This window comes from Vreelandella sp. 2A-K22 (genome assembly GCF_054065485.1).
On record NZ_JBSUGC010000014.1, the window covers coordinates 1 to 23,962 of the forward strand.

At 54.8% G+C, this 23,962-nt stretch carries 28 protein-coding genes; 8 read left to right on the plus strand and 20 right to left on the minus strand.

From position 1 onward, the window contains the following. From ACW17M_RS18010 to ACW17M_RS18040, 7 genes are all read right to left on the minus strand, one after another. Window positions 1-1,130, minus strand: a 1,130-nt coding sequence (locus ACW17M_RS18010) for a metal ABC transporter solute-binding protein, Zn/Mn family (protein WP_457547892.1), incomplete at its 3' end; no start/stop codon positions are given. A 35-nt stretch (window positions 1,131-1,165) separates the two neighbouring features. Continuing rightward, the gene (locus tag ACW17M_RS18015; protein ID WP_009288130.1) at window positions 1,166-2,056 is read right to left on the minus strand and encodes a metal ABC transporter permease; all 891 of its coding nucleotides are present in this window, start codon (window positions 2,054-2,056) and stop codon (window positions 1,166-1,168) included. Beyond that, the gene (locus ACW17M_RS18020; RefSeq protein ID WP_457547893.1) at window positions 2,040-2,774 is read right to left on the minus strand and encodes a metal ABC transporter ATP-binding protein; all 735 of its coding nucleotides are present in this window, start codon (window positions 2,772-2,774) and stop codon (window positions 2,040-2,042) included. The genes ACW17M_RS18015 and ACW17M_RS18020 overlap by 17 nt, the downstream gene beginning before the upstream one ends. After that, on the minus strand, window positions 2,771-2,920 hold the full coding sequence (locus tag ACW17M_RS18025) for a hypothetical protein (protein WP_162836274.1): 150 nt from the start codon (window positions 2,918-2,920) through the stop codon (window positions 2,771-2,773). The genes ACW17M_RS18020 and ACW17M_RS18025 overlap by 4 nt, the downstream gene beginning before the upstream one ends. Window positions 2,921-3,075: 155 nt before the next feature. Next, the gene (locus tag ACW17M_RS18030) at window positions 3,076-3,747 is read right to left on the minus strand and encodes a hypothetical protein (RefSeq protein WP_457547894.1); all 672 of its coding nucleotides are present in this window, start codon (window positions 3,745-3,747) and stop codon (window positions 3,076-3,078) included. Window positions 3,748-4,038: 291 nt separating this feature from the next. Continuing rightward, window positions 4,039-4,344: a hypothetical protein gene (locus ACW17M_RS18035; protein ID WP_190374134.1), complete on the minus strand. Its 306-nt coding sequence runs from the start codon at window positions 4,342-4,344 to the stop codon at window positions 4,039-4,041. Window positions 4,345-4,410: 66 nt separating this feature from the next. Next, a complete protein-coding gene (locus tag ACW17M_RS18040; protein WP_138800154.1) occupies window positions 4,411-5,379 on the minus strand; it encodes an alpha/beta hydrolase in 969 nt (322 codons plus the stop codon). A 152-nt stretch (window positions 5,380-5,531) separates the two neighbouring features. Here ACW17M_RS18040 and ACW17M_RS18045 point away from each other — a divergent pair, with 152 nt between their 5' ends. Next, complete coding sequence (locus ACW17M_RS18045) at window positions 5,532-6,560, plus strand: acyltransferase family protein (RefSeq protein WP_009288118.1); 1,029 nt, start codon at window positions 5,532-5,534, stop codon at window positions 6,558-6,560. A gap of 48 nt (window positions 6,561-6,608) precedes the next feature. Here ACW17M_RS18045 and ACW17M_RS18050 read toward each other — a convergent pair whose 3' ends face one another. Then, window positions 6,609-7,232: a hypothetical protein gene (locus ACW17M_RS18050; protein ID WP_457547895.1), complete on the minus strand. Its 624-nt coding sequence runs from the start codon at window positions 7,230-7,232 to the stop codon at window positions 6,609-6,611. A gap of 533 nt (window positions 7,233-7,765) precedes the next feature. On the opposite strand from ACW17M_RS18050, the gene glnA reads away from it, so the two are divergent. Beyond that, complete coding sequence (gene glnA / locus ACW17M_RS18055; RefSeq protein WP_022520804.1) at window positions 7,766-9,172, plus strand: glutamate--ammonia ligase; 1,407 nt, start codon at window positions 7,766-7,768, stop codon at window positions 9,170-9,172. 99 nt (window positions 9,173-9,271) lie between these two features. Here glnA and ACW17M_RS18060 read toward each other — a convergent pair whose 3' ends face one another. Next, entirely contained in the window at window positions 9,272-9,397 is a 126-nt protein-coding gene (locus tag ACW17M_RS18060) for a hypothetical protein (protein WP_276316033.1), read from the minus strand. Between ACW17M_RS18060 and ACW17M_RS18065 the strand changes: the two genes are divergently transcribed. From ACW17M_RS18065 to ntrC, 4 genes are all read left to right on the plus strand, one after another. Beyond that, complete coding sequence (locus tag ACW17M_RS18065; protein ID WP_223828040.1) at window positions 9,347-9,499, plus strand: DUF4124 domain-containing protein; 153 nt, start codon at window positions 9,347-9,349, stop codon at window positions 9,497-9,499. The genes ACW17M_RS18060 and ACW17M_RS18065 overlap by 51 nt on opposite strands. After that, complete coding sequence (locus ACW17M_RS18070; protein WP_052475667.1) at window positions 9,436-9,720, plus strand: hypothetical protein; 285 nt, start codon at window positions 9,436-9,438, stop codon at window positions 9,718-9,720. Before ACW17M_RS18065 ends, ACW17M_RS18070 begins: the two co-directional genes overlap by 64 nt. A gap of 248 nt (window positions 9,721-9,968) precedes the next feature. Beyond that, window positions 9,969-11,027 (plus strand): nitrogen regulation protein NR(II), encoded by a 1,059-nt coding sequence (glnL, locus tag ACW17M_RS18075; RefSeq protein WP_027958155.1) that lies wholly within the window; start codon window positions 9,969-9,971, stop codon window positions 11,025-11,027. Beyond that, window positions 11,024-12,451, plus strand: coding sequence for a nitrogen regulation protein NR(I) (gene ntrC / locus ACW17M_RS18080; RefSeq protein WP_039860203.1), 1,428 nt, complete (start codon window positions 11,024-11,026; stop codon window positions 12,449-12,451). Before glnL ends, ntrC begins: the two co-directional genes overlap by 4 nt. Before the next feature lie 326 nt (window positions 12,452-12,777). On the opposite strand, the gene ACW17M_RS18085 is transcribed toward ntrC, so the two are convergent. From ACW17M_RS18085 to ACW17M_RS18105, 5 genes are all read right to left on the minus strand, one after another. Next, the gene (locus ACW17M_RS18085) at window positions 12,778-12,951 is read right to left on the minus strand and encodes a DUF6435 family protein (RefSeq protein ID WP_007111925.1); all 174 of its coding nucleotides are present in this window, start codon (window positions 12,949-12,951) and stop codon (window positions 12,778-12,780) included. Between the two features lie 88 nt (window positions 12,952-13,039). After that, complete coding sequence (locus ACW17M_RS18090; RefSeq protein ID WP_027958156.1) at window positions 13,040-13,567, minus strand: YqiA/YcfP family alpha/beta fold hydrolase; 528 nt, start codon at window positions 13,565-13,567, stop codon at window positions 13,040-13,042. A gap of 5 nt (window positions 13,568-13,572) precedes the next feature. Continuing rightward, window positions 13,573-13,704 (minus strand): entericidin A/B family lipoprotein, encoded by a 132-nt coding sequence (locus ACW17M_RS18095; protein ID WP_027958157.1) that lies wholly within the window; start codon window positions 13,702-13,704, stop codon window positions 13,573-13,575. Between the two features lie 949 nt (window positions 13,705-14,653). Continuing rightward, on the minus strand, window positions 14,654-15,193 hold the full coding sequence (locus ACW17M_RS18100) for a phosphatase PAP2 family protein (protein WP_022520798.1): 540 nt from the start codon (window positions 15,191-15,193) through the stop codon (window positions 14,654-14,656). After that, window positions 15,156-16,319: a glycosyltransferase family 4 protein gene (locus tag ACW17M_RS18105; RefSeq protein ID WP_022520797.1), complete on the minus strand. Its 1,164-nt coding sequence runs from the start codon at window positions 16,317-16,319 to the stop codon at window positions 15,156-15,158. The genes ACW17M_RS18100 and ACW17M_RS18105 overlap by 38 nt, the downstream gene beginning before the upstream one ends. Before the next feature lie 323 nt (window positions 16,320-16,642). On the opposite strand from ACW17M_RS18105, the gene ACW17M_RS18110 reads away from it, so the two are divergent. Beyond that, window positions 16,643-17,647: a porin gene (locus tag ACW17M_RS18110; protein ID WP_022520796.1), complete on the plus strand. Its 1,005-nt coding sequence runs from the start codon at window positions 16,643-16,645 to the stop codon at window positions 17,645-17,647. 137 nt (window positions 17,648-17,784) lie between these two features. On the opposite strand, the gene phnE is transcribed toward ACW17M_RS18110, so the two are convergent. From phnE to phnD, 3 genes are all read right to left on the minus strand, one after another. Beyond that, the gene (gene phnE / locus ACW17M_RS18115) at window positions 17,785-18,588 is read right to left on the minus strand and encodes a phosphonate ABC transporter, permease protein PhnE (RefSeq protein ID WP_053856916.1); all 804 of its coding nucleotides are present in this window, start codon (window positions 18,586-18,588) and stop codon (window positions 17,785-17,787) included. A 16-nt stretch (window positions 18,589-18,604) separates the two neighbouring features. Continuing rightward, window positions 18,605-19,408, minus strand: a complete 804-nt coding sequence (gene phnC, locus ACW17M_RS18120; protein WP_457547896.1) for a phosphonate ABC transporter ATP-binding protein — start codon at window positions 19,406-19,408, stop codon at window positions 18,605-18,607. Between the two features lie 112 nt (window positions 19,409-19,520). Next, window positions 19,521-20,462, minus strand: a complete 942-nt coding sequence (gene phnD / locus ACW17M_RS18125) for a phosphate/phosphite/phosphonate ABC transporter substrate-binding protein (RefSeq protein ID WP_457547897.1) — start codon at window positions 20,460-20,462, stop codon at window positions 19,521-19,523. A 174-nt stretch (window positions 20,463-20,636) separates the two neighbouring features. Between phnD and ACW17M_RS18130 the strand changes: the two genes are divergently transcribed. After that, window positions 20,637-22,310 carry a bifunctional metallophosphatase/5'-nucleotidase gene (locus ACW17M_RS18130; protein ID WP_457547898.1) on the plus strand — a complete coding sequence of 558 codons (1,674 nt, stop codon included), beginning with the start codon at window positions 20,637-20,639 and terminating at the stop codon, window positions 22,308-22,310. Between the two features lie 23 nt (window positions 22,311-22,333). Here ACW17M_RS18130 and ACW17M_RS18135 read toward each other — a convergent pair whose 3' ends face one another. From ACW17M_RS18135 to ACW17M_RS18145, 3 genes are read right to left on the minus strand one after another with little or no spacing between them, the layout of a single operon-like run. Continuing rightward, window positions 22,334-22,702: a DUF1428 domain-containing protein gene (locus ACW17M_RS18135; protein ID WP_457547899.1), complete on the minus strand. Its 369-nt coding sequence runs from the start codon at window positions 22,700-22,702 to the stop codon at window positions 22,334-22,336. Continuing rightward, a complete protein-coding gene (locus ACW17M_RS18140; RefSeq protein WP_457547900.1) occupies window positions 22,699-23,088 on the minus strand; it encodes a YciI family protein in 390 nt (129 codons plus the stop codon). Before ACW17M_RS18140 ends, ACW17M_RS18135 begins: the two co-directional genes overlap by 4 nt. Beyond that, complete coding sequence (locus tag ACW17M_RS18145; protein WP_457547901.1) at window positions 23,085-23,930, minus strand: YciI family protein; 846 nt, start codon at window positions 23,928-23,930, stop codon at window positions 23,085-23,087. The genes ACW17M_RS18140 and ACW17M_RS18145 overlap by 4 nt, the downstream gene beginning before the upstream one ends. Window positions 23,931-23,962 lie beyond the last annotated feature (32 nt).

Sequence of the window (23,962 nt, forward strand, 5' to 3'; positions counted from 1 at the left end):
TGGTCGTGGTCGTGGTCGTGGTCGTGGTCGTGGTCGTGGTCGTGGTCGTGGTCGTGGTCGTGGTCGTGGTCGTGGTCGTGGTCGTGGTCGTGGTCGTGGTCGTGGTCGTGGTCGTGGTCGTGGTCGTGGTCGTTATGACCCGGCTGGGCCAACGCGTCGTGCAGCACGTGGGCATTGTGGCGCATCATACCCAGATAAGTGCTAGCTTCACCCTCTGCTGCCAGCGCATCGGCGTAGAGCGTGCCCGCAATGGGCAGGCCGGTCTCTTCGGCGAGCTGGGTGATGATCGACTGGTTGGTCATGTTCTCGTGGAACAGCGCCTTCACGTTCTCCTGCTCAATCACATCCACTAGCGCCGCCATGCTGGCGCCACTGGGGTCGGCTTCCGTGGAAAGCCCTACCGGAGAGAGGAAGGTCACCCCGTAGGCGCTTGAGAAGTAGCCAAAGGAGTCGTGGCCGGTAATCACGCTGGTGGAGGCCGGGATCTCGTCAATCAGCGCACGAATCTCGTCGTCTACCTCGGCCATTTCCTGTAAATACTGCTCCGCATTGGCGCGGTAGGCATCGGCGTTATCGGCGTCGGCGGCGATTAAGCCATCGCGGATATTGGCGATATACACCTCGGCTTGATGCATATCCTGCCAAGCGTGAGGATCTTGATTGCCATGGTCATGCCCCGCGTGCTCATCGGCATGCTCTTCGTGGTCATGGTCGTCGTGCCCATGGTCGTGCTCGTCATGATCATCATGGCCGTGCTCTTCATGTGCAGCGAAAGAGAGCGGTTCAATACCATCGGTCGCGGTGACCATCGGCCCGTTGTAGTCGCTGGCGCTAATCAGGCGCTCCATCCAGCCCTCAAACAGCAGGCCGTTGAAAACGACTAAATCGGCATTGGCTAGGGAGCGTGCATCGCCGGGGCTGGGGGAGTAAACGTGGGCATCGCCATCGGCAGCCACCAGCGGGGTCACCTCGACATGCTCGCCGCCTACGTTTTCGACCATATCCGCCAGGATAGAGAAACTGGTCACCACCTGCACGCGCTCATTAGCCATGGCAGCAGGCAGAGCCAGCAGCGCGGAAACACCGACTAACCAGCGCGAAGGCCGAGATGATAAATAGGCAAGCGACATACAACACTCCTTACGATAAGCATGAAGACTGATAATTAAGCCCCTTGCTCCACTTCAAGCGGCGTTGTTTTACGCCGCAGCTTGGCTGCCAAGCTGTGGTAGCGACCAAACAGGGCCGAAAAGAGATAACCGAACCCCGCCAGCAGAATAATGCTCGGGCCAGAGGGGATATCCAGATGAAAAGAGAGCAGCAGGCCACCGGTGCTCGCTACCATGGCCAGCACAATCGCGATGCCGATCAAGCCCTCCAGGCGTTTGCTCCAAAAGCGCGCCGAGGTGGCGGGTAGCATCATCAGTCCCACCGCCATTAGCGTGCCCAGGGTTTGAAAGCCGGCGGTTAGGTTCAGCACCAGCAGGCCCAGGAAAACGCTGTGTACCCAACCGCTGCGGCGGCTTTGGCCACGTAAAAACAGCGGGTCCAAACACTCCACTACCAGGGCGCGAAACACCACTGCCAGGGTCAGCACAATCAGCGTACTGATACCCGCGATTAGCAACAGCGCGGTGGAGTTGATCGCCAGAATCGAGCCGAACAGCACATGGGTAAGGTCAACGCTGCTACCGCCCAGCGAAATCAGCATCACGCCTGCGGCCAGCGAGATAATAAAAAAGCTCGCCATGGCGGCATCTTCGCGCTGGCCGCCCATTTTCGAGACCGCCCCCGCCAGCAGCGCCACCATTAACCCAAACAACACCCCGCCAATACTCATAATCGGCAGCGAAAAACCTGCCAGCAGGAACCCCAGCGCGACGCCGGGCAGAATCGCGTGGGCCATGGCATCGCCAATCAGGCTCATGCCGCGCAGCACCAAAAACACTCCCAGCGGCGGTGCAGCCAACGAAAGCGCCAAACCACCCACCACCGCGCGGCGCATAAAGCCGTAATCGAACGGGCTGACAAACCACGCATTAAGCAGATCCAGCATGGCGTCCTCCCATGGTAAACGGCACTACCTGAGCGGGTGCGTGTTGATGCGTCAGCGCACTGGGCGCCACCCAACGGCCATGGCCGCCGTTTAGCATCAGTACTTCATCGGCCAGGCGGCGCAGGTGATCCATATCGTGCAGCACGACAATGATCGTCGCGCCGTCGTCCGCCATTTGGCGCAGGATGCGGATCAAAATATCCACGGTTTCGCTATCCACGTTGGCAAATGGCTCATCGAGCAGCAGTAGCTCGGCTTCCTGCATCAGCGTACGGCCAATCAGTGCACGCTGGCGCTGGCCTCCGGAAAGTTCGCCCAGCGGGCGGTGGGCCAAGTGCGAAATACCCAGCCGCGCCATAATCTCGCGGCCTTTACGGTAGTGCCCCGCACAGTAGCCGGTTAACGCGCCGTGGCTGGGCCAACTGCCGGTCATGACTAACTCTTCCACGCTCATCGGGAAGGTGAGATCCAGCGCCAACTGCTGTGGCAGCCACGCCCGGCGCTCTTTCGCGACGGTGCAGACCACTTCGCCGCTAATGGGCCGAAGTTCGCCCATAATGGCCTGAATCAGCGTGCTTTTACCGGCGCCGTTAGCGCCAATCAGCGCGGTAATCGCACCCGGCTTAAAGTCGCCCTCGATATGTTCCAGCACCGTGCGGCGCACCTGGGCCAAGTGCAGGTTGTGCAGCTGTAAGCGTGATAAAGAGCGTTGACTCATCCTAACCACCCGCTAGCCCAAACCACCAAGCCCCACAGCGCCAATAGCGGCACGGCAACAAACAGCAGCCGTTTAACAGCCGATAGCGACATCAAGGAGAAGTGACAAGGGCCCTCCTTGTTATGGCGGTGCGTATGCTCACTCATCAAGCGGCCTCGTATAATTTCAAATAGGTTATAACATAACGTTTGGCAAAGCCAAAAAATTGCTGAGTATTTTACTCGTTCACGCCGCGCTAGCAACGATAAAGCACTAGCGGAAAACCGTCTCCAGCGCTTTAAAGGAATAACCGTAGGGTGTGTCAATAGCGCCAGGTAGCACCCAACTGCTGCGGCGCTACATGCAGCGCGTATTCACCGGGAATAGTGATCGGCCCCAGCGATAGGTTAGCGGGTTGGAAGCGATTAATCGCAGAAGATGCCTGATTCGGCTGTGTCCAAATTTGTAGCTCATTCACCAGCATGCCGGTAACAAAGTTGATAGCACCATCACTTTCTCTGCCATCGGCGGCAATCACTGCACCCGCCACGCCATTCACCACTAGCGAACTTATCTGGGCACCCCAGCCGCGCCGCTCACGCTCTGCCTGGGCGAGCTGCAAGCCTAGCGCCTGTACGCCGCTTAAATCGCCACTGGCTTTCAAACGCTCATATTCGGCCAGTGCCTCGGGGTGCGGCTGGCGGTCGGTCAGCATACCACCCAAGGCCAGCGCTGATTTCACCACACCCACCCGTGCATCAAAGCGGTCATCCGGATCGCTCGCCTCGCTGGATTGGTAAGCGTTCACCGCCAGACTGGTGGCGTAAATGCCCGTCCAACCCCACTGCCAAATATTAGCGTGGCGTGCGCCGTCCTCAAACACGTCATCGTACTCACTCCACTGTCCCTCGGTTTGAGCCTGGACGTGTAAAGAGACAGGCAGAGTGATCACCAAGGTGGTAATCAGCGCGGCAAAAAGACGAAAAGCATGCATGGTGAAGTGCCTATATAGGGGGAGCAGTCGCGCTAAGCGTAGCACGCAAAACAAATGAGACGTGGGGGCAGGGTGTAGAAGTGTGCGCTGCCGCCCAGCCAGTATGGCTATAGATTTAAGGTATGTGCCCTTGGCACTGCTGCGCCTGAGGCTGACGCCGCGCTACTAGTAGCTTGAACGCTTCATTGTATTTCGCCATGAAAAACACCCCAATCGTTGGATGAATGTCCAGCTTTTGGGGTGCAGTTCACGTTGGGTGGCTTTCGCTGAATTTCGATCAATGCTAGGGCTTTAATCTTCTTGCGGCGGTGTTTCTAGCGCGCGTTTGTCGTCGGGTACCCGGACGATGTGGCCGACTTCCAGCTTGTCGTGGCTTTGGTGGCGGCCGCCGTTGGTGTCGATGATGGCGGCGACTTCGCCGATGCTGACGGCGTCATCTTCTCTGTAGGCTTCTACTTTAACGCGCACCATGGCGCCTTGGTAGCGTGCGGAAATGATGTCGCCCGGGTCGGGTTGGCTGCTTTGATCCGGGTGTTTTTTAAAGTACTGCATAACACTGGCGCTGCCGGGTTCGTCCCATTCGATATGCTGGTGCATCGCTGTCTTCCTTGTCTTGTTGAATGACGTGATGAGTGTAGTTTCAGTGTAGTGCCTTCATTGGGGTTATGTATGCTGTTCATCCTCCGCCCTGTTGGTCTCCACCACTGGGCTGTTTTCTTGCCCCACGTATTGAAAGAGAAAGTTTAGCGCTGCCGGTAGGCTGGCGCGCCATACTTTCCATGTATGGCCACCGGGGTAGAGGTCGAGGCGCACATCGTTGGGCTGGATGCGTTCCATGGCTTGACGCAGTATGCGGGCGTGAAATTCAGCATCATAAACGTCGCTTCGCCCGGCGCTGATATACAGCGGTACGGGGGAAAGGTCGCCCTCATCTTCGGTACCGCGAGGGGTTACGCGCAGGCGATACTCTTCCAAATAGTTGGTGTAGTTAAGGTTTTGCCACAGCTCGCGATCAAATCGGCCCTGGTCATTGATAAATGAAGGGTGGCGCCAGGCGGTGGAGTTACGCGGCGGCAGGGGGGCGTAGCTGGCGGGGCTTAACGCGGCTACCGCGGCAAACAGTTCAGGCCGTTCCAGGGCAAAGTTGAGTGCACCGTAACCGCCAGCGGAATAGCCTGCCACGCCACGCAGGTGGCGCTCTTGTCCCACGCGGTAGGTTGCTTCCACATGTGGCATTAGGTCGTTAAAAAATGCGCTGCGGGCGGGTTCGTTGTGGCCATCTACCCACCAACTGCGACTGCCGGGCATAATGAAAACGGCCGGAGGAATATGCCCGGCAGCGATTAACCTATCCGCCACCTGCTGCAAGTTGCCGCGAGAAACCCAGTCGCGGTCAGTGTTAAATGAGCCGTGCAGCATATAAACGACCGGATACGCGTCTGTCGCTTGGGCGTCATAATTGTCGGGTAAATAAATACTGTAGGGGTAGTCGTAACCTAGCGTGGGCGAGAAAAACTGATGGTGTTCAACCTCGCTGGCTAAGCTATGGCCACTGAACGTTAGCCAGCCAATAAATGCCGTAAGTAGGGCGTGAAATCGGTACGAGAATACTGGTGGCTTGGGGATGAACACGTTTCCTCCGGGAATTAAAACTGTTCAATGGGGTCGGACAGCGCGAAGGCTTTTATTGTTCATCATAGCCATATAAGACAGTCAGTTAGCATAGTCATTCATCATCGCCATGCAAAATGCCAGGGTAGGAGTAGGTCGAGGCGGGAGGCCCAATGCGCAAAATTGAAGAGATCTATTGGTTGCGTGCTTACGGCTGTATAGCCGTTTTTTTGTTTCACTTACTAGATCATGTCAATCAGCGCCTCGATAACGTTGCCACCGATTTGATGCGCATACCGCTGGTGTTGGGTACCCCGATTTTCCTGTTTATTGCGGTCTTTGTGTTTGCCGTTCGCTACGATAAATCCGTGCCGGAAGGGTTCCTTGCCCAGCGCGTGAAGTATGTAATGGTGCCCTATTTTGTGTATGGCTTTATTTATTCGACGGCTGAATGGCTAAGCCAACAGCCATCGGATGAACCGGTGGGGTTCGTGGCCAACGCCATTGAGTATTATGTGTACGCGGGCTGGCATGGCTATTTTTTGATTATTGCGATGCAGTTTTATGTGGCCTATTGGCTGTTTACCCGTTGGCAGCTGTGGCGTTTGAACCCGGTGCCGTGGCTGTGGGGCGCTTGTGTGATCAGCATGGCGTATTGGGGGTTGGCTTACTGGTTTGAGGTTGACCTGCCCGGCTATCTGCTGTGGATTGCTCCACTGGGTTGGATCTATGTGTTTTTTCTTGCCCTGGTGCTGGTGCGCTACTACCCGCTACCCCCTGAGAGCGTGATGCTGGCGCGGCCTGCCTGGATGCAGCAAATGGCCCGCCCGGTCTGGTTGGTGCTAATGGTGGCGCTGATTATTGCCGCGACCTTTGCAGGTTGGCTGGCCTTTTCTTCCAAAGAGGTGTGGGTCATTCCTTTCTTCGTGCTGTTCACGCTGTGTGCCATGCGCTACTTGGCCGGGCGTCCTGCGCCTTTGTGGGTGCGCCACATTAATGCGTATTCGTTTGGCATTTACTTGGCTCACCCCATGTTCTTTGTGCTCGCTGATCTGGCTGTCGAGCCGTTGTCGTTGCCCATTGGCGTGTATGCACTGGCGCTTATGGCGGTTGGTGTGGTGGGGTCAGTGGGGCTTAATAAGCTCGCCAATACCACGACACTGGGCGCCATGCTGTTCGGCAAGCGACTAAAGGTAAGTTAGTCAGAGAGTGGCGGTGGATGGTATCTGTGGATAGCGGCAGAAAACGCATTATGGGCGTGGAGTGAAAGCCGTAACCGGGGCGTTAGCCAGAAAAGGTTTTTCTGGCTCTTTCGTTAGTCTAAGCAGGTTTCCGTTGTAGGTTTTTAAACGCGTAGGGCAGGCGTGTAAACGTTGCAGAAAATCGTCGATCGCGCTGTTATCGTCCAGCTCAGGGTCAAACCCACCCAAGCGTTCTAGCCAGGCTCGCCTCACGGCAATGTAGGGCGGCAAAAGTAAAGCACTGGCCAATAAGCGCCGCAGGATGCGTTCCGACAGCGATGGCCGGGTGAGGCCAATAATCAAGGCGTCAAGGGTGTAAGTGTTGAGCTGTGAATAGAGTGCACACCAAAGCTCCGCAGGCAGTGGTTTTTTCTGCAGCGCAATGATGAGCCACTCTGCTTGGCTGGTAAACGCGGCTTTATTCAAGCGAGCCCCCAGCGGCCTTGATGGTGTAATCAGCGAATGAGCATGGTAGCGCTGTTCAATAGCACTCAGGCGTGCTTGCGCTTGAGTGGCTGTCACCAAAATGGGCAGCAAGTGGTCGGCGACACCGGATTCACGTATGGATTTTAAGTGGCGTGGCAACATTTCACCCGTCACCATGGCATCAACGATAAAGCAGACCGATCCCATTTGCCGACTCCGATTGTGAGCAAATCTATCAAATTGTAATTTATTGTAGTAGCTGGTTTATTTGCGTAGCAAGTAAAAAAATTTGCGAGCTAAAAAACAGCGCTAAGTATGACTTGTGCACTTTGATGGGGCGCGCGGCATTATTTTTGTTCTATTTTGGTGCATAAGAGGTTTTTTAGACGGTTCAGAATAGCCTGTTGCGCCGTTATGCGTCATCAAGAGGCATTCGAAGCCATTTTTTAATGCTTATAAAACAGATAGTTGTTGTTTTTTTATGCCATATTGGTGCAGTGTTGGCATGTTCTCTGCATTGTATTTGCAAGCGGCTAGCGGGCCGTAGGCATAAGCCCTGCGGCGTGCTAAAACGATAGCCGGTCTGAAATGCTCGCTGAGCGATTTGTTAACCAATGTCAGGCAAACGTTGAGCGAACAAGAATGACAAACGTGCGGTTTAGCACGTATTTTGTCGAACAACACTTTTATCGGTAGCTTACTGTCGTTAGCTTTAAGCCACGCTCATACCGGAGGACACTATGTCAGCCAAGACTCTCGCGCTAATTGAAGAACACGATGTTAAATGGGTAGACCTGCGTTTCACCGACACTCGCGGTAAAGAACAGCACGTGACCGTGCCTGCGCGCGATGTAGACGAAGAATTCTTCGAGAATGGCCAAATGTTCGATGGCTCTTCTATTGAAGGTTGGAAGGGCATTAACGAATCCGACATGATTCTGCGCCCGGAAGATGGTACGGGTTACCTCGACCCCTTCACAGAAGATGCGACGCTGGTGCTGCGCTGTGACATCATCGAGCCGGCCACTATGCAAGGCTATGATCGTGACCCGCGCTCTATCGCTAAGCGCGCAGAAGCTTACCTGCAGTCTACTGGCCTGGGCGACACCGCGTTCTTCGGCCCTGAGCCTGAATTCTTTATCTTTGACGAAGTGCATTGGAAGTCTGATATCCAGGGCTCTATGTACAAAATCACCTCCGACGAAGGCGCTTGGGCAACCGACAGTGTTGTGGAAGGCGGCAACCTTGGCCACCGTCCGCGCGTTAAAGGCGGCTACTTCCCGGTTCCTCCGGTCGATAGCTTCCACGATATTCGTGGCGCAATGTGTAATACCCTGGAAGCGATTGGTCAGACCGTCGAGGTACACCACCACGAGGTTTCCAACGCAGGTCAGAACGAAATCGGCGTTAAGTTCAACACGCTGGTGAAGAAAGCTGACGAAGTTCAGGAAATGAAGTACGTGATCCACAACGTGGCCCACGCGTATGGCAAAACGGCCACCTTTATGCCGAAGCCGCTGGTCGGTGATAACGGTTCGGGTATGCACGTTCACCAGTCGTTCTGGAAAGATGGCAACAACCAGTTCGCCGGTGACGAGTACGCTGGTCTGTCTGAAATGGCGCTTTTCTACATCGGCGGCATCATCAAGCACGCCCGTGCCCTGAACGCCTTTACTAACGCTTCTACCAACTCGTACAAGCGTCTGGTGCCTGGCTTTGAAGCGCCGGTCATGCTGGCCTACAGTGCCCGCAACCGTTCGGCTTCAATCCGTATTCCTTACACCGCCAGCCCGAAAGGCAAGCGTGTGGAAGCGCGCTTCCCTGATCCGACTGCCAACCCTTACCTGGCGTTCTCTGCCATGTTGATGGCGGGTATCGACGGTATCAAAAACAAGATCCACCCTGGCGATGCCATGGACAAAAACCTGTACGACCTGCCGCCAGAAGAAGGCAAGTCAGTACCGACTGTGGCGCACAGCCTGGATCAAGCACTGGAAGCCCTCGACGCTGACCGTGCGTTCTTGACCGAAGGTGGCGTGTTCACCGACGAAATGATCGATGCCTACATTGACCTCAAGATGGAAGAAGTGGAGCGTATTCGTATGACCACTCACCCCATCGAGTTTGATATGTACTATAGCTGTTAAGTACAGCTGCGAATCAGCGTTACTCGCCCTTGGCTGTTACTATCAGCCAGGCGGTGGTAACAATGATTGCCAATAGAACCCCGCTACGGCGGGGTTTTTTTATTGCTGGGAGGCTGAGAAGCGTGCCAGAGGGGTGATGAGCAGTGTGCTGGTAGCTCTCTTGGGCGTGGGGGAGTGGGTGGCACGGCGTTCGGGCAGGCGGTGTATCGGGTGACCGATCAGCACGGCAACGTTACCTTTACCGATAACCCAAGCAGCCCTTTATGCCCTGCGACCACTTTTCCATCGCTCTGCCCCAGCAAGGCGCACAGGTGGAAGAGGGGATGACCGTGGTGGAGGTGGTTATTGCGCCACCGTTGCGCGACGACAATCAGGTACGGCTGTTGGTGAATGGCGAGATTAGCCAGAAAGCGCTGCACAGCGATGTCTTCTGGTTAACAGGCCTGCCGCAAGGGGGCACGAGATCCAGGCAGAATGCTGGAGAGCAGCCAGCGTTTACAGCACCGCACGGCAGCGGTGACGATTACGGTTCCTTAAGAGCGCTTTAATAAACGCGATCAAAAAGACAGCCCTAAGTATTACCTACCAAAACCTGGGTGCACTAAAGTGGTGCATGAGCAGGAGCATTTGGCACGGCAAGTGCGCTAAAACGATTCGCGCTCTTTCGCTGCGATGCCCGCAAGCCGTGCAAATGGACATAAACGTATAGTTGGCGCGCTTTTTGCAGCTCCCTCATTGATCATCCACCTGTAGGTCTGTATCGGCGATGGAAGACGCGATTTTTCAGGACACCACCATGCATCAGCGTTTGCTTGAGCATCTCACCACAGCGGTATTGCTGCTAGACGGCGAACTGCGTGTGCGATGGATGAACCCTGCCGCTGAAGCGTTGTTAGCGGTCAGCCTTAGCCGTGTTCACGGCATCAGCCTGGATACGCTACTTGGCGGGGATGTAAGCATTGACGAAGTATTGGCCAAGGCGCGGGATGCGTTTCACCCCTATACCCAGCGTGAAGCACGCATTACCCCGTTGAATAGCGAACCGCTCACGGTGGACTACACGGTGACGCCCTTATCCGACGATGAGCTGCTACTGGAAGTAGAGCCGCGGGATCGGCTGATGCAGATCTCCCGGGAAGAGGCGCTAACCACACGCCAGGAGACCATCAAGGTGCTCGCCCGCGGGCTCGCCCATGAAGTCAAAAACCCGCTGGGTGGCATTCGCGGGGCAGCACAGCTACTAGAGCGTGATCTAGACGACCCGGCGCTGCGCGAATATACCCATATCATTGTTGAAGAGGTGGATCGGCTGCGCGACCTGGTCGACTCCATGCTCGGCCCTAACCGGATGCTTAAACACGAGCCAGTCAACATCCACAAGGTGCTGGAGCGAGTGCGGGCGCTGCTGATTGCCGAACACCCTAGTGTGACAATCAGCCGTGATTACGACCCCAGCTTGCCCGATCTTTCCGGCGATGAATCGCAAATGATTCAGGCGGTGCTCAATGTGGCGCGCAATGCGGTACAGGCCATGAGCGATGCACAAACGCCGGAGCCCACTTTAATACTACGCACCCGCGCCCGTCGCCAGTTTACGCTTGGCGCCGAACGTCACCGGCTGGTCAGTGAAGTCGCCGTGATCGATAACGGCCCCGGTATTCCCGATACGCTGCAGGAAACACTGTTTTACCCCATGGTGTCGGGACGCGCGGAAGGCAGCGGCCTTGGGCTCTCTATTGCCCAGTCGATTTTGCACCAGCATCAAGGATTGATTGAATGCGATTCACGTCCTGGACACACCGAATTTCGTTTACTGATTCCCATGGTTATTAATTTCACCGGAGAAGCGTCATGACTGAGGCTGCACGTAATGATGTTGCGCGGGTGGTCATTGTCGATGATGACCGCGCTATCCGCTGGGTGTTGGAGCGCGCCTTGGCGCAACCCGACCTTGACGTTGAGTGTATCGAGCGCGCCGACGTTGCCCTGACACGTTTGTTGGAAAATCCACCCGACGTGCTGGTCACCGATATTCGTATGCCGGGTATCGATGGGCTGGATCTAATGTCCCGGGTACGCGAAGCGCATCCTGACCTGCCGGTGATCGTGATGACCGCGCACTCCGACCTGGACAGCGCCGTGGCCTCGTATCAGGGCGGGGCATTTGAATACCTGCCCAAGCCGTTCGATGTTGACGAGGCCCTGGCGCTGGTACGTCGCGCCGTGGCTCACGCCCGTGAACGCCAACGTCCGGTGACCGTGCCGGAAGGCTTGAACGCCGAAATTATCGGTGAAGCGCCCGCCATGCAGGAGGTGTTCCGTGCCATTGGTCGCCTCTCGCACTCCCACATCACGGTGTTGATTAATGGGGAGTCGGGAACCGGCAAAGAGCGCGTTGCCCAGGCACTCCATCAGCATAGCCCTCGTGAGGGCAAGCCGTTTATTGCCCTCAATATGGCGGCGATTCCCCGTGATTTGATTGAGTCTGAGCTGTTTGGTCACGAGAAGGGGGCTTTTACCGGGGCGACCCAGCAGCGCCAGGGGCGGTTTGAGCAAGCCAACGGCGGTACGCTATTTTTAGACGAAATAGGCGATATGCCCGCTGAAACCCAAACGCGGCTACTGCGCGTGCTGGCCGATGGAGAGTTCTATCGCGTTGGCGGGCATACGCCGGTCAAAGTGGATGTGCGCATTATTGCTGCCACCCACCAAAACCTAGAAGTGTTGGTGGATGACGGCCGCTTCCGGGAGGATTTGTTCCACCGCCTGAACGTGATCCGTATTCACCTGCCCAAGCTTGCCGAGCGCCGCGAAGATATCCCTCGTTTAACGCGGCACTTTTTAGCTGAAGCGGCGAAAGAGCTGACGACCGATATCAAGGTGCTGACCAGCGAAGCGGAAGCCCATCTAACGCGTTTGCCGTGGCCCGGCAACGTGCGGCAGTTAGAAAATATCTGCCGTTGGCTCACCGTGATGGCATCAGGGCGTGAGATTCTGGTTGAAGATCTACCGCCGGAGCTGCGTTCACCCAGCGCTTCTGAAAGCAGTGCCCACGGCGATTGGCGCACGGCGTTTCGTGACTGGGCGGATCATGCCCTGGCCGAAGGCCATACCCATCTACTGGAAGAAGCGGTGCCCGATTTTGAGCGGATTCTGATTGAGACAGCGCTAAAACATACCGGCGGGCGCAAAGGTGAAGCCGCCGAGCTGCTGGGCTGGGGGCGCAATACGCTCACGCGTAAACTGAAAACACTGCTACCGGCACTCGCTGACGAGTAAACGTTAGGAGCCTGTCTGGCTTAACACTGATCTACTGCGAGTCCCGGTATTTTGGCCAACTTTATTCGATCGATTTCGTTAAATAGCACGCTATTCGCCTCAATCGATCGATAAATTTGGCTCAAAATTCGTGCTTCTCGCGATGATCGGTCAAGCCAGACAGGCTCCTAGTCGCCAGCGAGTATATATACCGCATCGGCTAGGGTGGTGGGGTTGGGCAAAGTGCCGTCGCTACTGGTGAGTGGCTGTTCATCCTGCCACCACTACCCTGGGCTTGAGTAGGCTGCCGAAGTGACGCTGGGCAGCAACAGCGTTGTCTATGGCAGTTATTGTGTCGCTTCAATGCGCCTGATTTCGGCAAGTAACGCTTCTGCTTCTTCAGTAAGTGTGGCATTGGCACGCATATCGCCATTGCGTGAAGCCTCCATGGCGGCTTGTAGTTTGCGCTCATACTCTTGTTGAAGCTTCTTTTTGGGGTCACGCTTAAACATACCTAACATGAGCAATCTCCTCGCTATCAATGTCTCTTGTACACTATTTGTATAGGATTGAAGTGCTCGTGTCGAATGTTTGCTTTAACTAGCCTTGCTAATCGTAGTGATTAGGCGTGGCGCACTGGCATAAGAAGCGCTCAAAATCACATAAAATAGTCTCCAGGCTCGCGTGCAGGCGGTGATCGTCGTCAACCATCCGCAGCGATAGGCGCTGAAGACGAGCACGTTCGATCACCGGTTCAGGGGCAACCACATCATCCCGCCAGCCATGAATAATATGGCTGTGCTGCGCCTGAATAACCGGTGACGTTTCCGGGTAGTCGGCAAGTCCCAATGCAGGCGCCAGCAGAAAGCAGCCCAACACCGGCTGCTGAGCGCTAACTGCCGCGCTTAGCCAACCCCCCAAGCTGGAGCCTGCCAGTACACACTGGGCAGGATCATCTCCGCGCTCGGCTAATACTCTCAGCAGGTATTCAAGGCGTTGCTGTGGCTCTGCTATGCCTCGATAATCCATGACCACCGGCTCACAGTCATCCAGCTTTTGCGCAACACCTTTCATTGCCTGGGTTTTCAGTGCGCCTGGCCCGCTCTCAAGGCCATGGGATAGATAAACGGTCATCATAACGGTTAGCTCGCTGCACGCTGGATAGCTTCGCCACCCTGTTGAAGGTCTTCACCCGCACCGCGAATGGTATTACAGCCACTGACCAGCATCAGGGTCACCACCATCACGAAGCCGAGGGCGATAGTGCGTTTCATAAAAGCCTCCTTCGAAGGCATACCGCTAGTGAAAGGAGTAGAAAGCAAAAATACCCTCTGTCGTGACGATACGCTACGGTTTTCAATACGTTTAAACACAAGGAAGCATAGCAGTGTGCCTCGAAACCGTATGTTTATGTCGCATGTGCCACTTCTATACATGAAAAATAGAGGTGGAGAGTGCTTTGTTATTCACTTTTTATTGTTTTAAGTAGTTGTTTTCTAATGTTTATATTCGTTATTGGCATGGTTTGGCTCATTGCCTGCAGTTACTAAGTAGAATCCAGCAAGAAACCAAGTAAATACTCGCAAATGAATAAAGTAAGTCATTTTTAAATTCAGTCACTTAACGCTAGTCGAGTTAACATTTTTTACCAGTAACTGAGTGAGTGGGCTAACAGCAAAATGGAAGGCAGGAAGCCGAAAAACGAACAGGATGTTTAAGGGACAATTAGCCCACTCACTGGTTGCAGCGTAAGGAGGCGCTGTTCATCAAACCAGGGAGCGGACCGATGCGAATCAACCATCTCATGCAAGTGAGGTGGTTTTTTCGCATGTGTGATTTAAATAATCATTTGATAGATAAGTACTTTCTATAAGGCTCTGGTTTTTGCACAGCTTTTGTACAGAAAAAAGTGTGATTTTGGTCTATCCTTCGATGAAACCAAAATGCAGCGGTTAGAAAACGTCAACGTAACGACCGCGCACGATCAGGGACAAGATTATGGCGATGGCATTGATGTTATGCATGTTTGTTTTGTTCTTAGGGTTTTCAGGCGTGGGCGTGTATATGATGTTTAAGACATCGTTTACGGCCAGTATTGATGAACGCGATGACATGCCGCCCGACGTTTAACTATCTGCCTTGAAAGTAAAACGCCCGCTTATGCGGGCGTTTTTGCGCTGGCTGTCCATCAAAGGGTTGTCTATTAAGGGGGCAGGACGCGCTTTACCCCATCCAATACAGGCTGGCCAAGGCAAAAGCGTAGCCCATCGCTGCCCCTGCCAGTACATCGCTGACATAGTGCAGCCCTAAGCCTACCCGTGAGACCGCTATTAGAAGCGTTAATGGCAATACCACCGGTAGTAGCCAGGGCGTGTGGGCGGCGACCAAGACGCTAAACATCACCGCGTGCATGGTGTGGCCGCTGGGAAAACTGTAACGGTCGCGGGCAGGTTCACAGCACTCGATGCCTTCACTATAGGTAATGAAGGGTCGCTCACGGCATAAGCGAGTTTTCACCAGTCGATAAACCGCCACGGCAAATAGAGCGATAACGCTGTACTGCAGTACGCGCCAGGCGCCATTGGGTTGAAGCCAGGGCTGGGCGAGAATCAGCAGCACCCAAATAGGCCAATCGCCTAAGCGGCTGGCGGCCTGAAGCGTGATTCGCCAGGGGCGGTAGATCGATAGCCGCGCAATGCGCTGGCAGAACTGCCACTCCAGCAGGTCAAGACGATCGAATACGACAAGCGGACGCGGGCGCATGATGAGCCTCCTGGGCTTGGTGTAAGTAACGCAAAAACTGCTCGGCAATACCTGTCCAACTCTGCTCAAGGGCGCGTAAACGCGCTACTCGGCCTAAACGAGCGTAGTCAGCTGGGTGTTGGCACAACTCAACTGCTGCCTGTTGAAAAGCGGTGCTATTGCCAGCGGGTACGGTGACACCGTTGTGGCCGCTGCTAATGAGCTCAGCGCTGGCTGCATGATCATAGGCCACCACGGCTAAGCCGCTGGCCATGGCTTCCGCCACCACATTGCCCCAGGTTTCTGAAAGCGAGGGGAAAATAAACAGGTCGGCGCTGGCATAGTGGCGAGCAAGCGATCCCTGCCCCACGAAGCCGGTGAAATGGGCATCGGGCAGCGCCTTTTCCAATTGTGCCCGTGCGGGGCCATCGCCGACGATCACTTGGGCGATATCGGGCCGCACCTCACGCATGGCTTGAAGGCTTTCATGGAGCAAGGTGAGATTTTTTTCTGCGGCTAGTCGGCCAACGTAAAGGGCCACCGGCTGATGCTCGCTAACTCCCCAGCGTTCGCGTAATGAAGGGTCACGGTGGGCAGGTGAAAAGCGCTCGCCATCCAGCCCGCGTGACAGCACATGAACCCCCCGAATCCCTTGGCGCTGCAGTGCTTTAGCCTGCTGATGAGTAGGCACTAACGTCAGATCACAGCCGTTATGGAAGTAGCGCAGGTAGCGGCGTGTGGTCGAGGCCAGCCAATTGACGCCATAATCTTCACAGTAGTGGTCAAAGTTGGTGTGCCAGCCCGCTACCAGGGGGATATTGAGTTGCCGTGCCGCTTGGCGTGCCGCCCAGCCGAGAGGGCCTTGGGTCGCTACATAGATGATATCGGGGCGATGTTGGCGCCAAAAGCGGCGCAGTGTAACGGGCCTAACCAGCCCTACCTGCACATCGGTGTAGCCAGGTAGGGCAAGGCGCTGCACCTGTAGCTCGCGGTTAATACCGGTTGCATTACCCGCAGATCGTGGCCGAGGGCGGATCACATCCACCGGCACTCCTTGCCGGTTAAGTTCATAGCTTAACCGGCTCAGCGTATGGGCAACGCCATTGATGTCCGGTGACCATGTCTCACTAACGATGCAGAGCCGCATGAGCGATTCATCCCTTTATCACGTTTTCGTACAGTGTGGGTGGGGTGAATGACACTGCCAAGACAAACAGGTGAATAAGTGATGACACGCTTAAATAAATAGGCTAGTAGACAAAGTGCTACAGCCATCTGTTCTAATATCAGTTCAATGTTAAATTTGGATGGCAGTTTTATTTAATAGCGCATAAAAAAATAAGTTCCCAAAAAATAAAACTTTAAGATTAATGAAACATAACTCCTTTAAGGTTCCCTGTGTTGAGGCGTTATTCGTCCTTCATTGTGCCTTCGCAAGCGCAAGCATTAACTACTTCAATGGGAACGATCATGTTTAAAAAAACGACACTGGCCCTAGCCGTTAGCGGTTTATTGGCAGCCTCTGCAGCACAAGCAGCAACCGTTTATGACCAAGACGGTACCGATCTCGAAATCTATGGTCGCATCGCTATGGGTCTTGAAGGCGGTGGTGTTGACAACGGTGTTGATAACGGCGAAGAGTTCCGTAATTTCGGCTCGCGTTTACGGATTACCGCTGGCCACCAGATTTCCTCTGACCTGCGTGCATTCGCCCGTGTAGAGTGGCGTTTTACGGGTGATGAGCGTAATACATCCTCTGGTTTCGATGAGGTACGTAACAGCTACCTAGGCCTGGAAAGCCAGCAGTTCGGTACCTTTATGGCCGGGAACTACAACAGTTTCTACGATAACTACGTGATGACGCCGTTCGATGTTTACGTTGAGCGCGGCTACGAGTTTGCGGGTGGTGGTACCCAGGCACGCGGCGACTCTATTGGCTATAAAACGCCTAAAATGAGTGGTTTTCAGGCGGTTATTTCTGCCAAGCACTTCTCTGAGCGTGGTTTGACTGAAGCCGAGCAGACTTCCGAAGGATCCGTTATCGCCACTCAGGGTGGTGTTGTCTACGAAACAGGCCCAGCTCGTTTAGCGCTTGGCTATGTGGAAGATACGGTACGTGGTGGCGGTAACGGTGAAGTGCGTTATGGCGCTACGGGCGAGTTTGCTGTTACAGATGCTTTCGCTGCTCGTGTAGGTTATGAAACCCGCGGTGATGACGATGTTAACGGTGGTGGTTTCGATAAAATCGGCGTTGGTGCTACGTACGCCATCGATTCCTGGAAGTTCTTCGCCGATTACTACAACATCGACGTAGACGGCGCTAGCGATGAGCGTAACGCTTGGGCGCTAGGGTCAATGTACAAGCTGTCTAGCAATTTCGATATGTTCCTTGAGCTGAACGATCGTAACCTGGATGCTGTTAATGACTTCGAAGAAGATATGTACTACGCATTAGGCGCTCGCTATCACTTCTAATTAATAGAGTGATGTTAGCGGTAGTGTTGCATTAGTTTTTTGCATTAGTTCTTTAGCTTTTAGTTAGCTCGCATGTTTCGATCTTTACCGGTGTGGATAACTCCACACCGGTTTTTAGCGTTTTTATAAGCTAATTTTTAAATGACGCGCTTTCTAATCTGGGAAGAGAGTTGCTCAAACCCAATGACCACAATCAGAATCACCAGGATAATGGTTAACGCGCGGTCATAGTTAAACAGACGCATGGCAGCGGCTAGTTCAACCCCGATGCCTCCAGCCCCCACCAAGCCAAGTGTTACCGCAGAGCGGAGCGCTTTTTCAACGCTGTAAAGGCTAGTGGCGGTCATGGAGGCCAGCGTTTCCGGCAAAATGGCACCACCAATGACTGACAGCCTGCCTGCACCGGTGGCGCTGAGTGCTTCGGAAGGGCCTGGGTGAACCTCTTCAATACGTTCTGAAAAGAAGCGAGCCGCAAAGCCTATGGTATCCATCACAATCGCGAGTACCCCCGCAATCGGCCCTAAGCCAACCGCTACCACAAAAATAAGCGCCCAAATAAGGTCTGGAATGGTACGCATGGTGGCAATCATCAAGCGTGTGATGGAGCGGATCCACGGGGCTGGCGAGGTGTTGCGAGCCGCCAGCAGCGCAAACGGCAGGCTTAAAATAACCCCGATGGTAACGCCAACAATGGCAATGTTAAGGGTTTCAAACATCGACCACGCCAATACATCGAGATCGGCCAGATCGGGAGGAAAGGCGCGCCCTATAAAGTGTACTAAATTGACGCCACCACGGAGCAGGCGTTCCAGGGTTAAGTTGGTGGCCATGACACCTTGAATAAACAGCGCTAAAAAAATTAACGCCACCCCCCAGGTAAAAGGGGAGGGCATGGCAAAGCGTGGTGGCAAAGGCGTGCTGGTTCGGTGGTGATTGGGCATGGTTGCCTCGCTATTATCAGGAAGTGGGGAGAGCGGCGTTATCAACAGTTGGGGGCGAAATTTGGTCTACCCGTACATCGCCCTGGTAGAGCTGCTGCATAGTGGCAAGAGTCACTTGCTGCCTCGGCGTATCGAGGACTATTTGGCCCGCTTTCATACCGATAATGCGGTCGCCGTACTGTTGGGCTAACTCCAGCTGGTGCAGCGTGCACAGCACGGTTAAACGCCGCTCCGACACTACGTCCAGCAGCAAGTCCATGATTTCTTTGCCGGCTTTTGGATCAAGGCTGGCTATAGGTTCATCGGCAATAATTATTTCGGCGTCCTGCATCAGCGTGCGGGCAATGGCCACCCGCTGTTGTTGACCACCGGAAAGTTGACGGCAGTCGGCATGGGCCTTGTGTGCTAACCCAACGCGTTCAAGTGAGGCCATAGCGCGCTCGCGCAACTCATGAGTAGCAAGGCAAGCGAGCGAGGCGAGCAGGCCAAAACGTTGCTGCCCCATGGCGCCATAGAGCACGTTTTGAAACACGCTGACGTTCTGCACCAGATTAAATTGCTGGAAAACCACACCCACTTTGCGTCGTAGCTGGCGTAATTGTGGTTTAGAAAGGTGAGTGAGGGAGTCGCCCAAAATAGTGATCTCCCCATGATCATGGGATGTTAGACCATTTAGGCAGCGCATTAACGTCGATTTACCGCAGCCGTTCGCACCCAACAAAATGACGCACTCGCCTCGAGTAATCTCTAGCGTTAAGCCACGCAGTATGTGCAACTGCCCGTAGTGTTTATGCAGATTGTGGACGCTGATAGCCTTCATAAAAAAACCTCCTGCGTTAGCGGCAGGAGGTGGATAAATTGAATGTTCATGGACAGACCTGCTTATTAGCAGCACATCCCTGTGCCGTTGTGGAGCGAAAAGAGAGAGATGTTTACAGATCGATACCCGCTGCTTCGTAGGCGCGGCGTACTACGTCGTAATCTGCGTTGGTGCGCTCAAAGCCTAGCGAAGAGTCCCGGTTTAGGAACTTATCTTCGTTGCGATCGGTCGCAACCAATGCGTTCCATAGTGTGTCGGCATTAGATCTAAGCGATTCGCGTAGGGCTGTTTTGCAGGCATCATCCAGGGAGCCGCGCATCACCACCGGGTCGCCAGGTAGCACATCGCTTTTGGCGATTACGCGGTATTCACCGTCGGGATCCATGGCCTGAATTTCTTCGATATCTCGGTTGCCGCCACCCATTGCGTCTACATCACCATTAACGAGTGCCGCAATGCGTGCATCACCGGCCATAATAATTTCCAGATCACGGTCAATATCGAGGCCCGCGTCTACCAACATTTGGCTGGGGAAAATATGCCCGCTGGTGGAGCCCACATCTTTCAGCGCTACGCGGTGGCCTTCCAGATCCGCCAGAGTGTCGATATCGCTGTCGGCGGGTACAAAAAAGCTGCTGCCGTAATGCGGGCGTTCAATGGCAAACAGAATGTCGATATCGCTTTCACGGTCGAACAGCACAAACTCAGACGGGCCGGCAAAAACAAGATCAACATCGTCGTACTGAAGCGCCGTGCCCGCAGCCGTACGGTTACTTAGGCTAAACATCTCCAGCTCAAGGCCGGTAGTGGTTTCAAACGCTTCGGCGAAGGGGCCGAAAGCCTCTTCTAGTGGCCCCATGCCTTCAATGCCGGTATCCGCCATGCGGATCGGGTTAGGGCACACATTGCTCAAATCATCATTGGCGAACACGCTTGATGAGGTGGCAAGCGATGCCACCCCTACGATCGCTAGGCTTAGTGCTGTTTTACGGGCGAGTTGTTTACGAACACGGTTTTTATGGAAACGGTTAGTACTGACATTGGCTTTATGCATTAGTCGTTATCCTGCCGATGAAAAAAGTCTACATTGAAGTGGTAGCTAGGGTGGCAGCTGGCAATGACGGTAAGGTGTAGTGAAGATGACGATTTAATCACGGATTTATGACGCTCCCGGCAGGCATCTTTACTGCTAAAGTGTCTGGACACTGTTATGAAAGGAGTCATTTAAATGCGTTTTCACCGCTATGGCTTGGCGCTAGGGACAGCGCTATTTGCCACCGTTCCTCCTGCCTTTGCTGATAACTACACCCTGACGCTATTTCACACCAACGATCTTCATGGGCGTACCGACCAGTACCCCTATCTAATTACCACGCTGAATGAGGCGCAGGAGCGCTTTGGCGAAGGGTTGCTGCTGGATGCCGGTGATATCTTTACAGGCACGCTCTACTTCACAGAGTTTCAAGGCCAGGATGCCCTCGAATTTATGAATTTAATGGGCTACGACGCCTTTGTGCCCGGCAACCATGAGTTCGATTTGGGTGACCCGGAACAGGGGCACCAAGCGCTAGCGGCGTTTTTCGCAGGCGCCGAGTTTCCTATTTTAGGGGCGAATCTGGACTTCTCCGCAGGCCCGGAGTTTGCTGACATGTTGGGTGATTCAGTCAGCGCTGAGCCGCAGGCGGGGACGCTTTATGACGGCATGATCGTTGAGCATAACGGCGAGCCAATCGGCATCTTTGGGTTAAGCACTCAGGACAGTGAGACGATTTCCAGCCCTGGCCACGTCACCATCAGCGATTATCGCCAAGCGGCTGAAGCCATGGTGGCAAGCTTTGAAGAGCAGGGCGTTAACAAGATTATTGCCCTTACCCACTTGGGCTACGACAGTGACCCCAGCGTAGGTAATGACCTGCTGCTGGCAGAGCATGTCGAAGGCATCGACATTATTATTGGTGGTCACAGCCATACCCAAGTGTCGCCCCCCAGGCTGCTGAGCGAGAGCCGCGCTGGTGAGAAGCTCCTATCACCGACGGTGATTGGCCAGGCAGGCGAGTATGGCCAGCACCTGGGCGTTATGCAGGTCACCTTCGACGAAAACGGCGTGGTGGTGGATGCCAGCGGTGAACTGCTCGCTGCCGACGATCGCGAAGCGGACGCTGATGCCGCCAAGCGGCTTGAATCCTACACCGCAGAGATTGAGACACTGCGGGATACCCAGGTCGGCGCCAAGGTAATCTCCACGCTACCCAACCCGCGCCATGGGCGTGGCGATGAACGGAGCGTGCGTGCCAATGAAACAGCGCTGGGCAATTTAATCACCGATGCCCAGCTGCATGCCGCGCAGCAGGTAGCGCCCGACACGGTCATGGCGGTCCAAAATAGCGGTGGTATCCGCGAAGCGATTGAGAGGGGCGATGTGTCCGTAGGCGATCTAATCGCCGTACAGCCGTTTGGCAATCGCCTGACGTTGCTCGACGTTACCGGCGCCGAACTGCTGGAAACCTTTGAAATTGCCCTGGCCAATGCACCCGATGAGAACGGCGGTTTTCTGCAGGTGTCAGCAGGCGTTGAGTTGATGTATGACAGCAGCGAGCCGCAAGGTGAACGGGTGATCAGCCTAAACGTTGTCCAGGAAGGCGCGATGCAGGCGATTGATCCAGAGCGTACTTATACCATCGCCACCAACAACTTCACCGCCGCCGGTGGCGACAGCCATGCGGTACTCGGTGAAGCCTACGCCGATGGCCGTAACACCATTGTCGGCAATACCGATTGGGAAATGCTGCGCGACTATATGGTGGAACGCAAAGAAGTGTTCTACCAGGTTGAAGGGCGGATCACTGATGTAACTCAACAAGATGTAGTTGAAGAGAATGGGGCCCAGGACGATTCGGATTAAATCTCTGGGCCACTTGTTCACGCTTACTCATTGATGATGCTTGCAAAGCCTCCATAAATGAGTCGCTTACCATCAAATGGCATCGGGTTAACGTCCATCTGCAGGCGAGGGTCCTGCATGATTTTGGGCATGGCTTCATCGCGCACGGCGCGGGATGGCCACTCTATCCATGAAAAAATAACCGTCTCGTCATCCTTGCGCTTAACCGCCATGGTGAAGGAGGTCACTTCCCCATCGGGCACATCATCGCCCCAGCACTCCACCACGCGGAGCGCCCCGTGCTCCTTGAACACAACGGCCGCGGCACGGGCATGTTCAATAAACTCAGCTTTATTAGCGCTAGGCACGGCAGCGACGAAACCATCCACATAGGGGTAGGCGGCAGTATTCATGATTGTTCTCCTATTTCTGTTTTGGGTGCTGCTTTAGGGGGGAGTTCTCGAACGGGGCGAATCTCAATGCTGCCCAGCCGGGCGGGTGGAATACGGCTAGCCAGCTGCAGTGCTTCATTCAAGTCGTGGGCTTCGAGCAGGTAGAAACCGGCCAATTGCTCCTTGGTTTCCGCGAAGGGGCCATCGGAGATCAGCGTTTCGCCATCGCGCACGCGCACGGTGGTGGCGGTCTCCGTCGGTTGTAACGGCTGTCCGGCCAGGTAGTGGCCGCTGGCGCTCAGGCGCTCAACCCCAGCAATGCATTCCTGGTTGAGGTCGTGCCACTCCTGTTCGCTCATGGCGTTGATAATCTGTTCTTGGTAATAGACCAGCGCAACGTACTTCATGGGGAGTCTCCTTCTGTGGCCAAGGGGCAGTTGTCTGACGGAACGTTTACCATCCAGCCGACGCCAAAACGATCTACCGTCATGCCGAACCCTGGTGACCAGAAGGTCGCTTCGAACGGCATGACAATCTTTCCACCCTCCGCTAGCTGAGCAAAGGTTCGGTTGGCCTGCTCGATATCCTGATACTCCAATTGAACCTCTACCCCTTGCGGTGGTGTATAGCAGTCAGCTGCCAGATCCGCGCCCATCAAGCGGCGTCCCCGTAGGTTCAACGAGGCATGAATGATGCGGTCATGAAGGGCGGGCGGCATGTGTTCAGCGGCGGGTGTGTCAGCATAGGTCAACAGGCACTCCAGACGCCCTCCGGTTACATCAGCATAGAACTGCATGGCTTCCCGGCAGGTGCCGGGAAAGGCAACGTGCACGTTCATGGCATCGGGTACACGAGCAAGATTACGGTGCTGCTCAATTCCGGCGCCGGGCTCAAAATCCTCCAGTGAGAAGTAGCGCCGTAGCTCAAGGGTCACGTTGCCATCGGCATCCTGGGTGGGCCACTGCTGGGCCCACTCAATAGCCGCCTGCAGGGAGGGGGATTCGAGCACACTATAGCCAGCAATACGCTCACTGGCTGGAGACAAAGGCCCGGGGATGATGGTGGGCTCACCGTTTTTGAAACGGATCAGACATCCGTCACTGGTCGGATGTAAGCCATCGCCGCTCAAAAACACGCCTGCCTCGGTCATGCGCTGGTTATAAGCAGCCATGGCGGCAAACATTTCCTGGGATGGCATAGCGCCATTCTCGGTGTCGGCATCGGCACGGCGTATCAGCATGAATTTCATTGAGAGCCTCCTGGTTGGTCAGGGTAGTGACT

Bases quoted from the DNA above. Each gene is read 5' to 3' on its own strand.
- ACW17M_RS18015 (WP_009288130.1), bottom strand. From the start codon at position 2,056: ATGCTGGATCTGCTTAATGCGTGGTTTGTCAGCCCGTTCGATTACGGC.
- ACW17M_RS18020 (WP_457547893.1), bottom strand. From the start codon at position 2,774: ATGAGTCAACGCTCTTTATCACGCTTACAGCTGCACAACCTGCACTTG.
- ACW17M_RS18025 (WP_162836274.1), bottom strand. From the start codon at position 2,920: ATGAGTGAGCATACGCACCGCCATAACAAGGAGGGCCCTTGTCACTTC.
- ACW17M_RS18030 (WP_457547894.1), bottom strand. From the start codon at position 3,747: ATGCATGCTTTTCGTCTTTTTGCCGCGCTGATTACCACCTTGGTGATC.
- ACW17M_RS18035 (WP_190374134.1), bottom strand. From the start codon at position 4,344: ATGCACCAGCATATCGAATGGGACGAACCCGGCAGCGCCAGTGTTATG.
- ACW17M_RS18045 (WP_009288118.1), top strand. From the start codon at position 5,532: ATGCGCAAAATTGAAGAGATCTATTGGTTGCGTGCTTACGGCTGTATA.
- ACW17M_RS18050 (WP_457547895.1), bottom strand. From the start codon at position 7,232: ATGGGATCGGTCTGCTTTATCGTTGATGCCATGGTGACGGGTGAAATG.
- glnA (WP_022520804.1), top strand. From the start codon at position 7,766: ATGTCAGCCAAGACTCTCGCGCTAATTGAAGAACACGATGTTAAATGG.
- ACW17M_RS18070 (WP_052475667.1), top strand. From the start codon at position 9,436: ATGCCCTGCGACCACTTTTCCATCGCTCTGCCCCAGCAAGGCGCACAG.
- glnL (WP_027958155.1), top strand. From the start codon at position 9,969: ATGCATCAGCGTTTGCTTGAGCATCTCACCACAGCGGTATTGCTGCTA.
- ntrC (WP_039860203.1), top strand. From the start codon at position 11,024: ATGACTGAGGCTGCACGTAATGATGTTGCGCGGGTGGTCATTGTCGAT.
- ACW17M_RS18085 (WP_007111925.1), bottom strand. From the start codon at position 12,951: ATGTTAGGTATGTTTAAGCGTGACCCCAAAAAGAAGCTTCAACAAGAG.
- ACW17M_RS18090 (WP_027958156.1), bottom strand. From the start codon at position 13,567: ATGATGACCGTTTATCTATCCCATGGCCTTGAGAGCGGGCCAGGCGCA.
- ACW17M_RS18095 (WP_027958157.1), bottom strand. From the start codon at position 13,704: ATGAAACGCACTATCGCCCTCGGCTTCGTGATGGTGGTGACCCTGATG.
- ACW17M_RS18100 (WP_022520798.1), bottom strand. From the start codon at position 15,193: ATGCGCCCGCGTCCGCTTGTCGTATTCGATCGTCTTGACCTGCTGGAG.
- ACW17M_RS18105 (WP_022520797.1), bottom strand. From the start codon at position 16,319: ATGCGGCTCTGCATCGTTAGTGAGACATGGTCACCGGACATCAATGGC.
- ACW17M_RS18110 (WP_022520796.1), top strand. From the start codon at position 16,643: ATGTTTAAAAAAACGACACTGGCCCTAGCCGTTAGCGGTTTATTGGCA.
- phnE (WP_053856916.1), bottom strand. From the start codon at position 18,588: ATGCCCAATCACCACCGAACCAGCACGCCTTTGCCACCACGCTTTGCC.
- phnC (WP_457547896.1), bottom strand. From the start codon at position 19,408: ATGAAGGCTATCAGCGTCCACAATCTGCATAAACACTACGGGCAGTTG.
- phnD (WP_457547897.1), bottom strand. From the start codon at position 20,462: ATGCATAAAGCCAATGTCAGTACTAACCGTTTCCATAAAAACCGTGTT.
- ACW17M_RS18130 (WP_457547898.1), top strand. From the start codon at position 20,637: ATGCGTTTTCACCGCTATGGCTTGGCGCTAGGGACAGCGCTATTTGCC.
- ACW17M_RS18135 (WP_457547899.1), bottom strand. From the start codon at position 22,702: ATGAATACTGCCGCCTACCCCTATGTGGATGGTTTCGTCGCTGCCGTG.
- ACW17M_RS18140 (WP_457547900.1), bottom strand. From the start codon at position 23,088: ATGAAGTACGTTGCGCTGGTCTATTACCAAGAACAGATTATCAACGCC.
- ACW17M_RS18145 (WP_457547901.1), bottom strand. From the start codon at position 23,930: ATGAAATTCATGCTGATACGCCGTGCCGATGCCGACACCGAGAATGGC.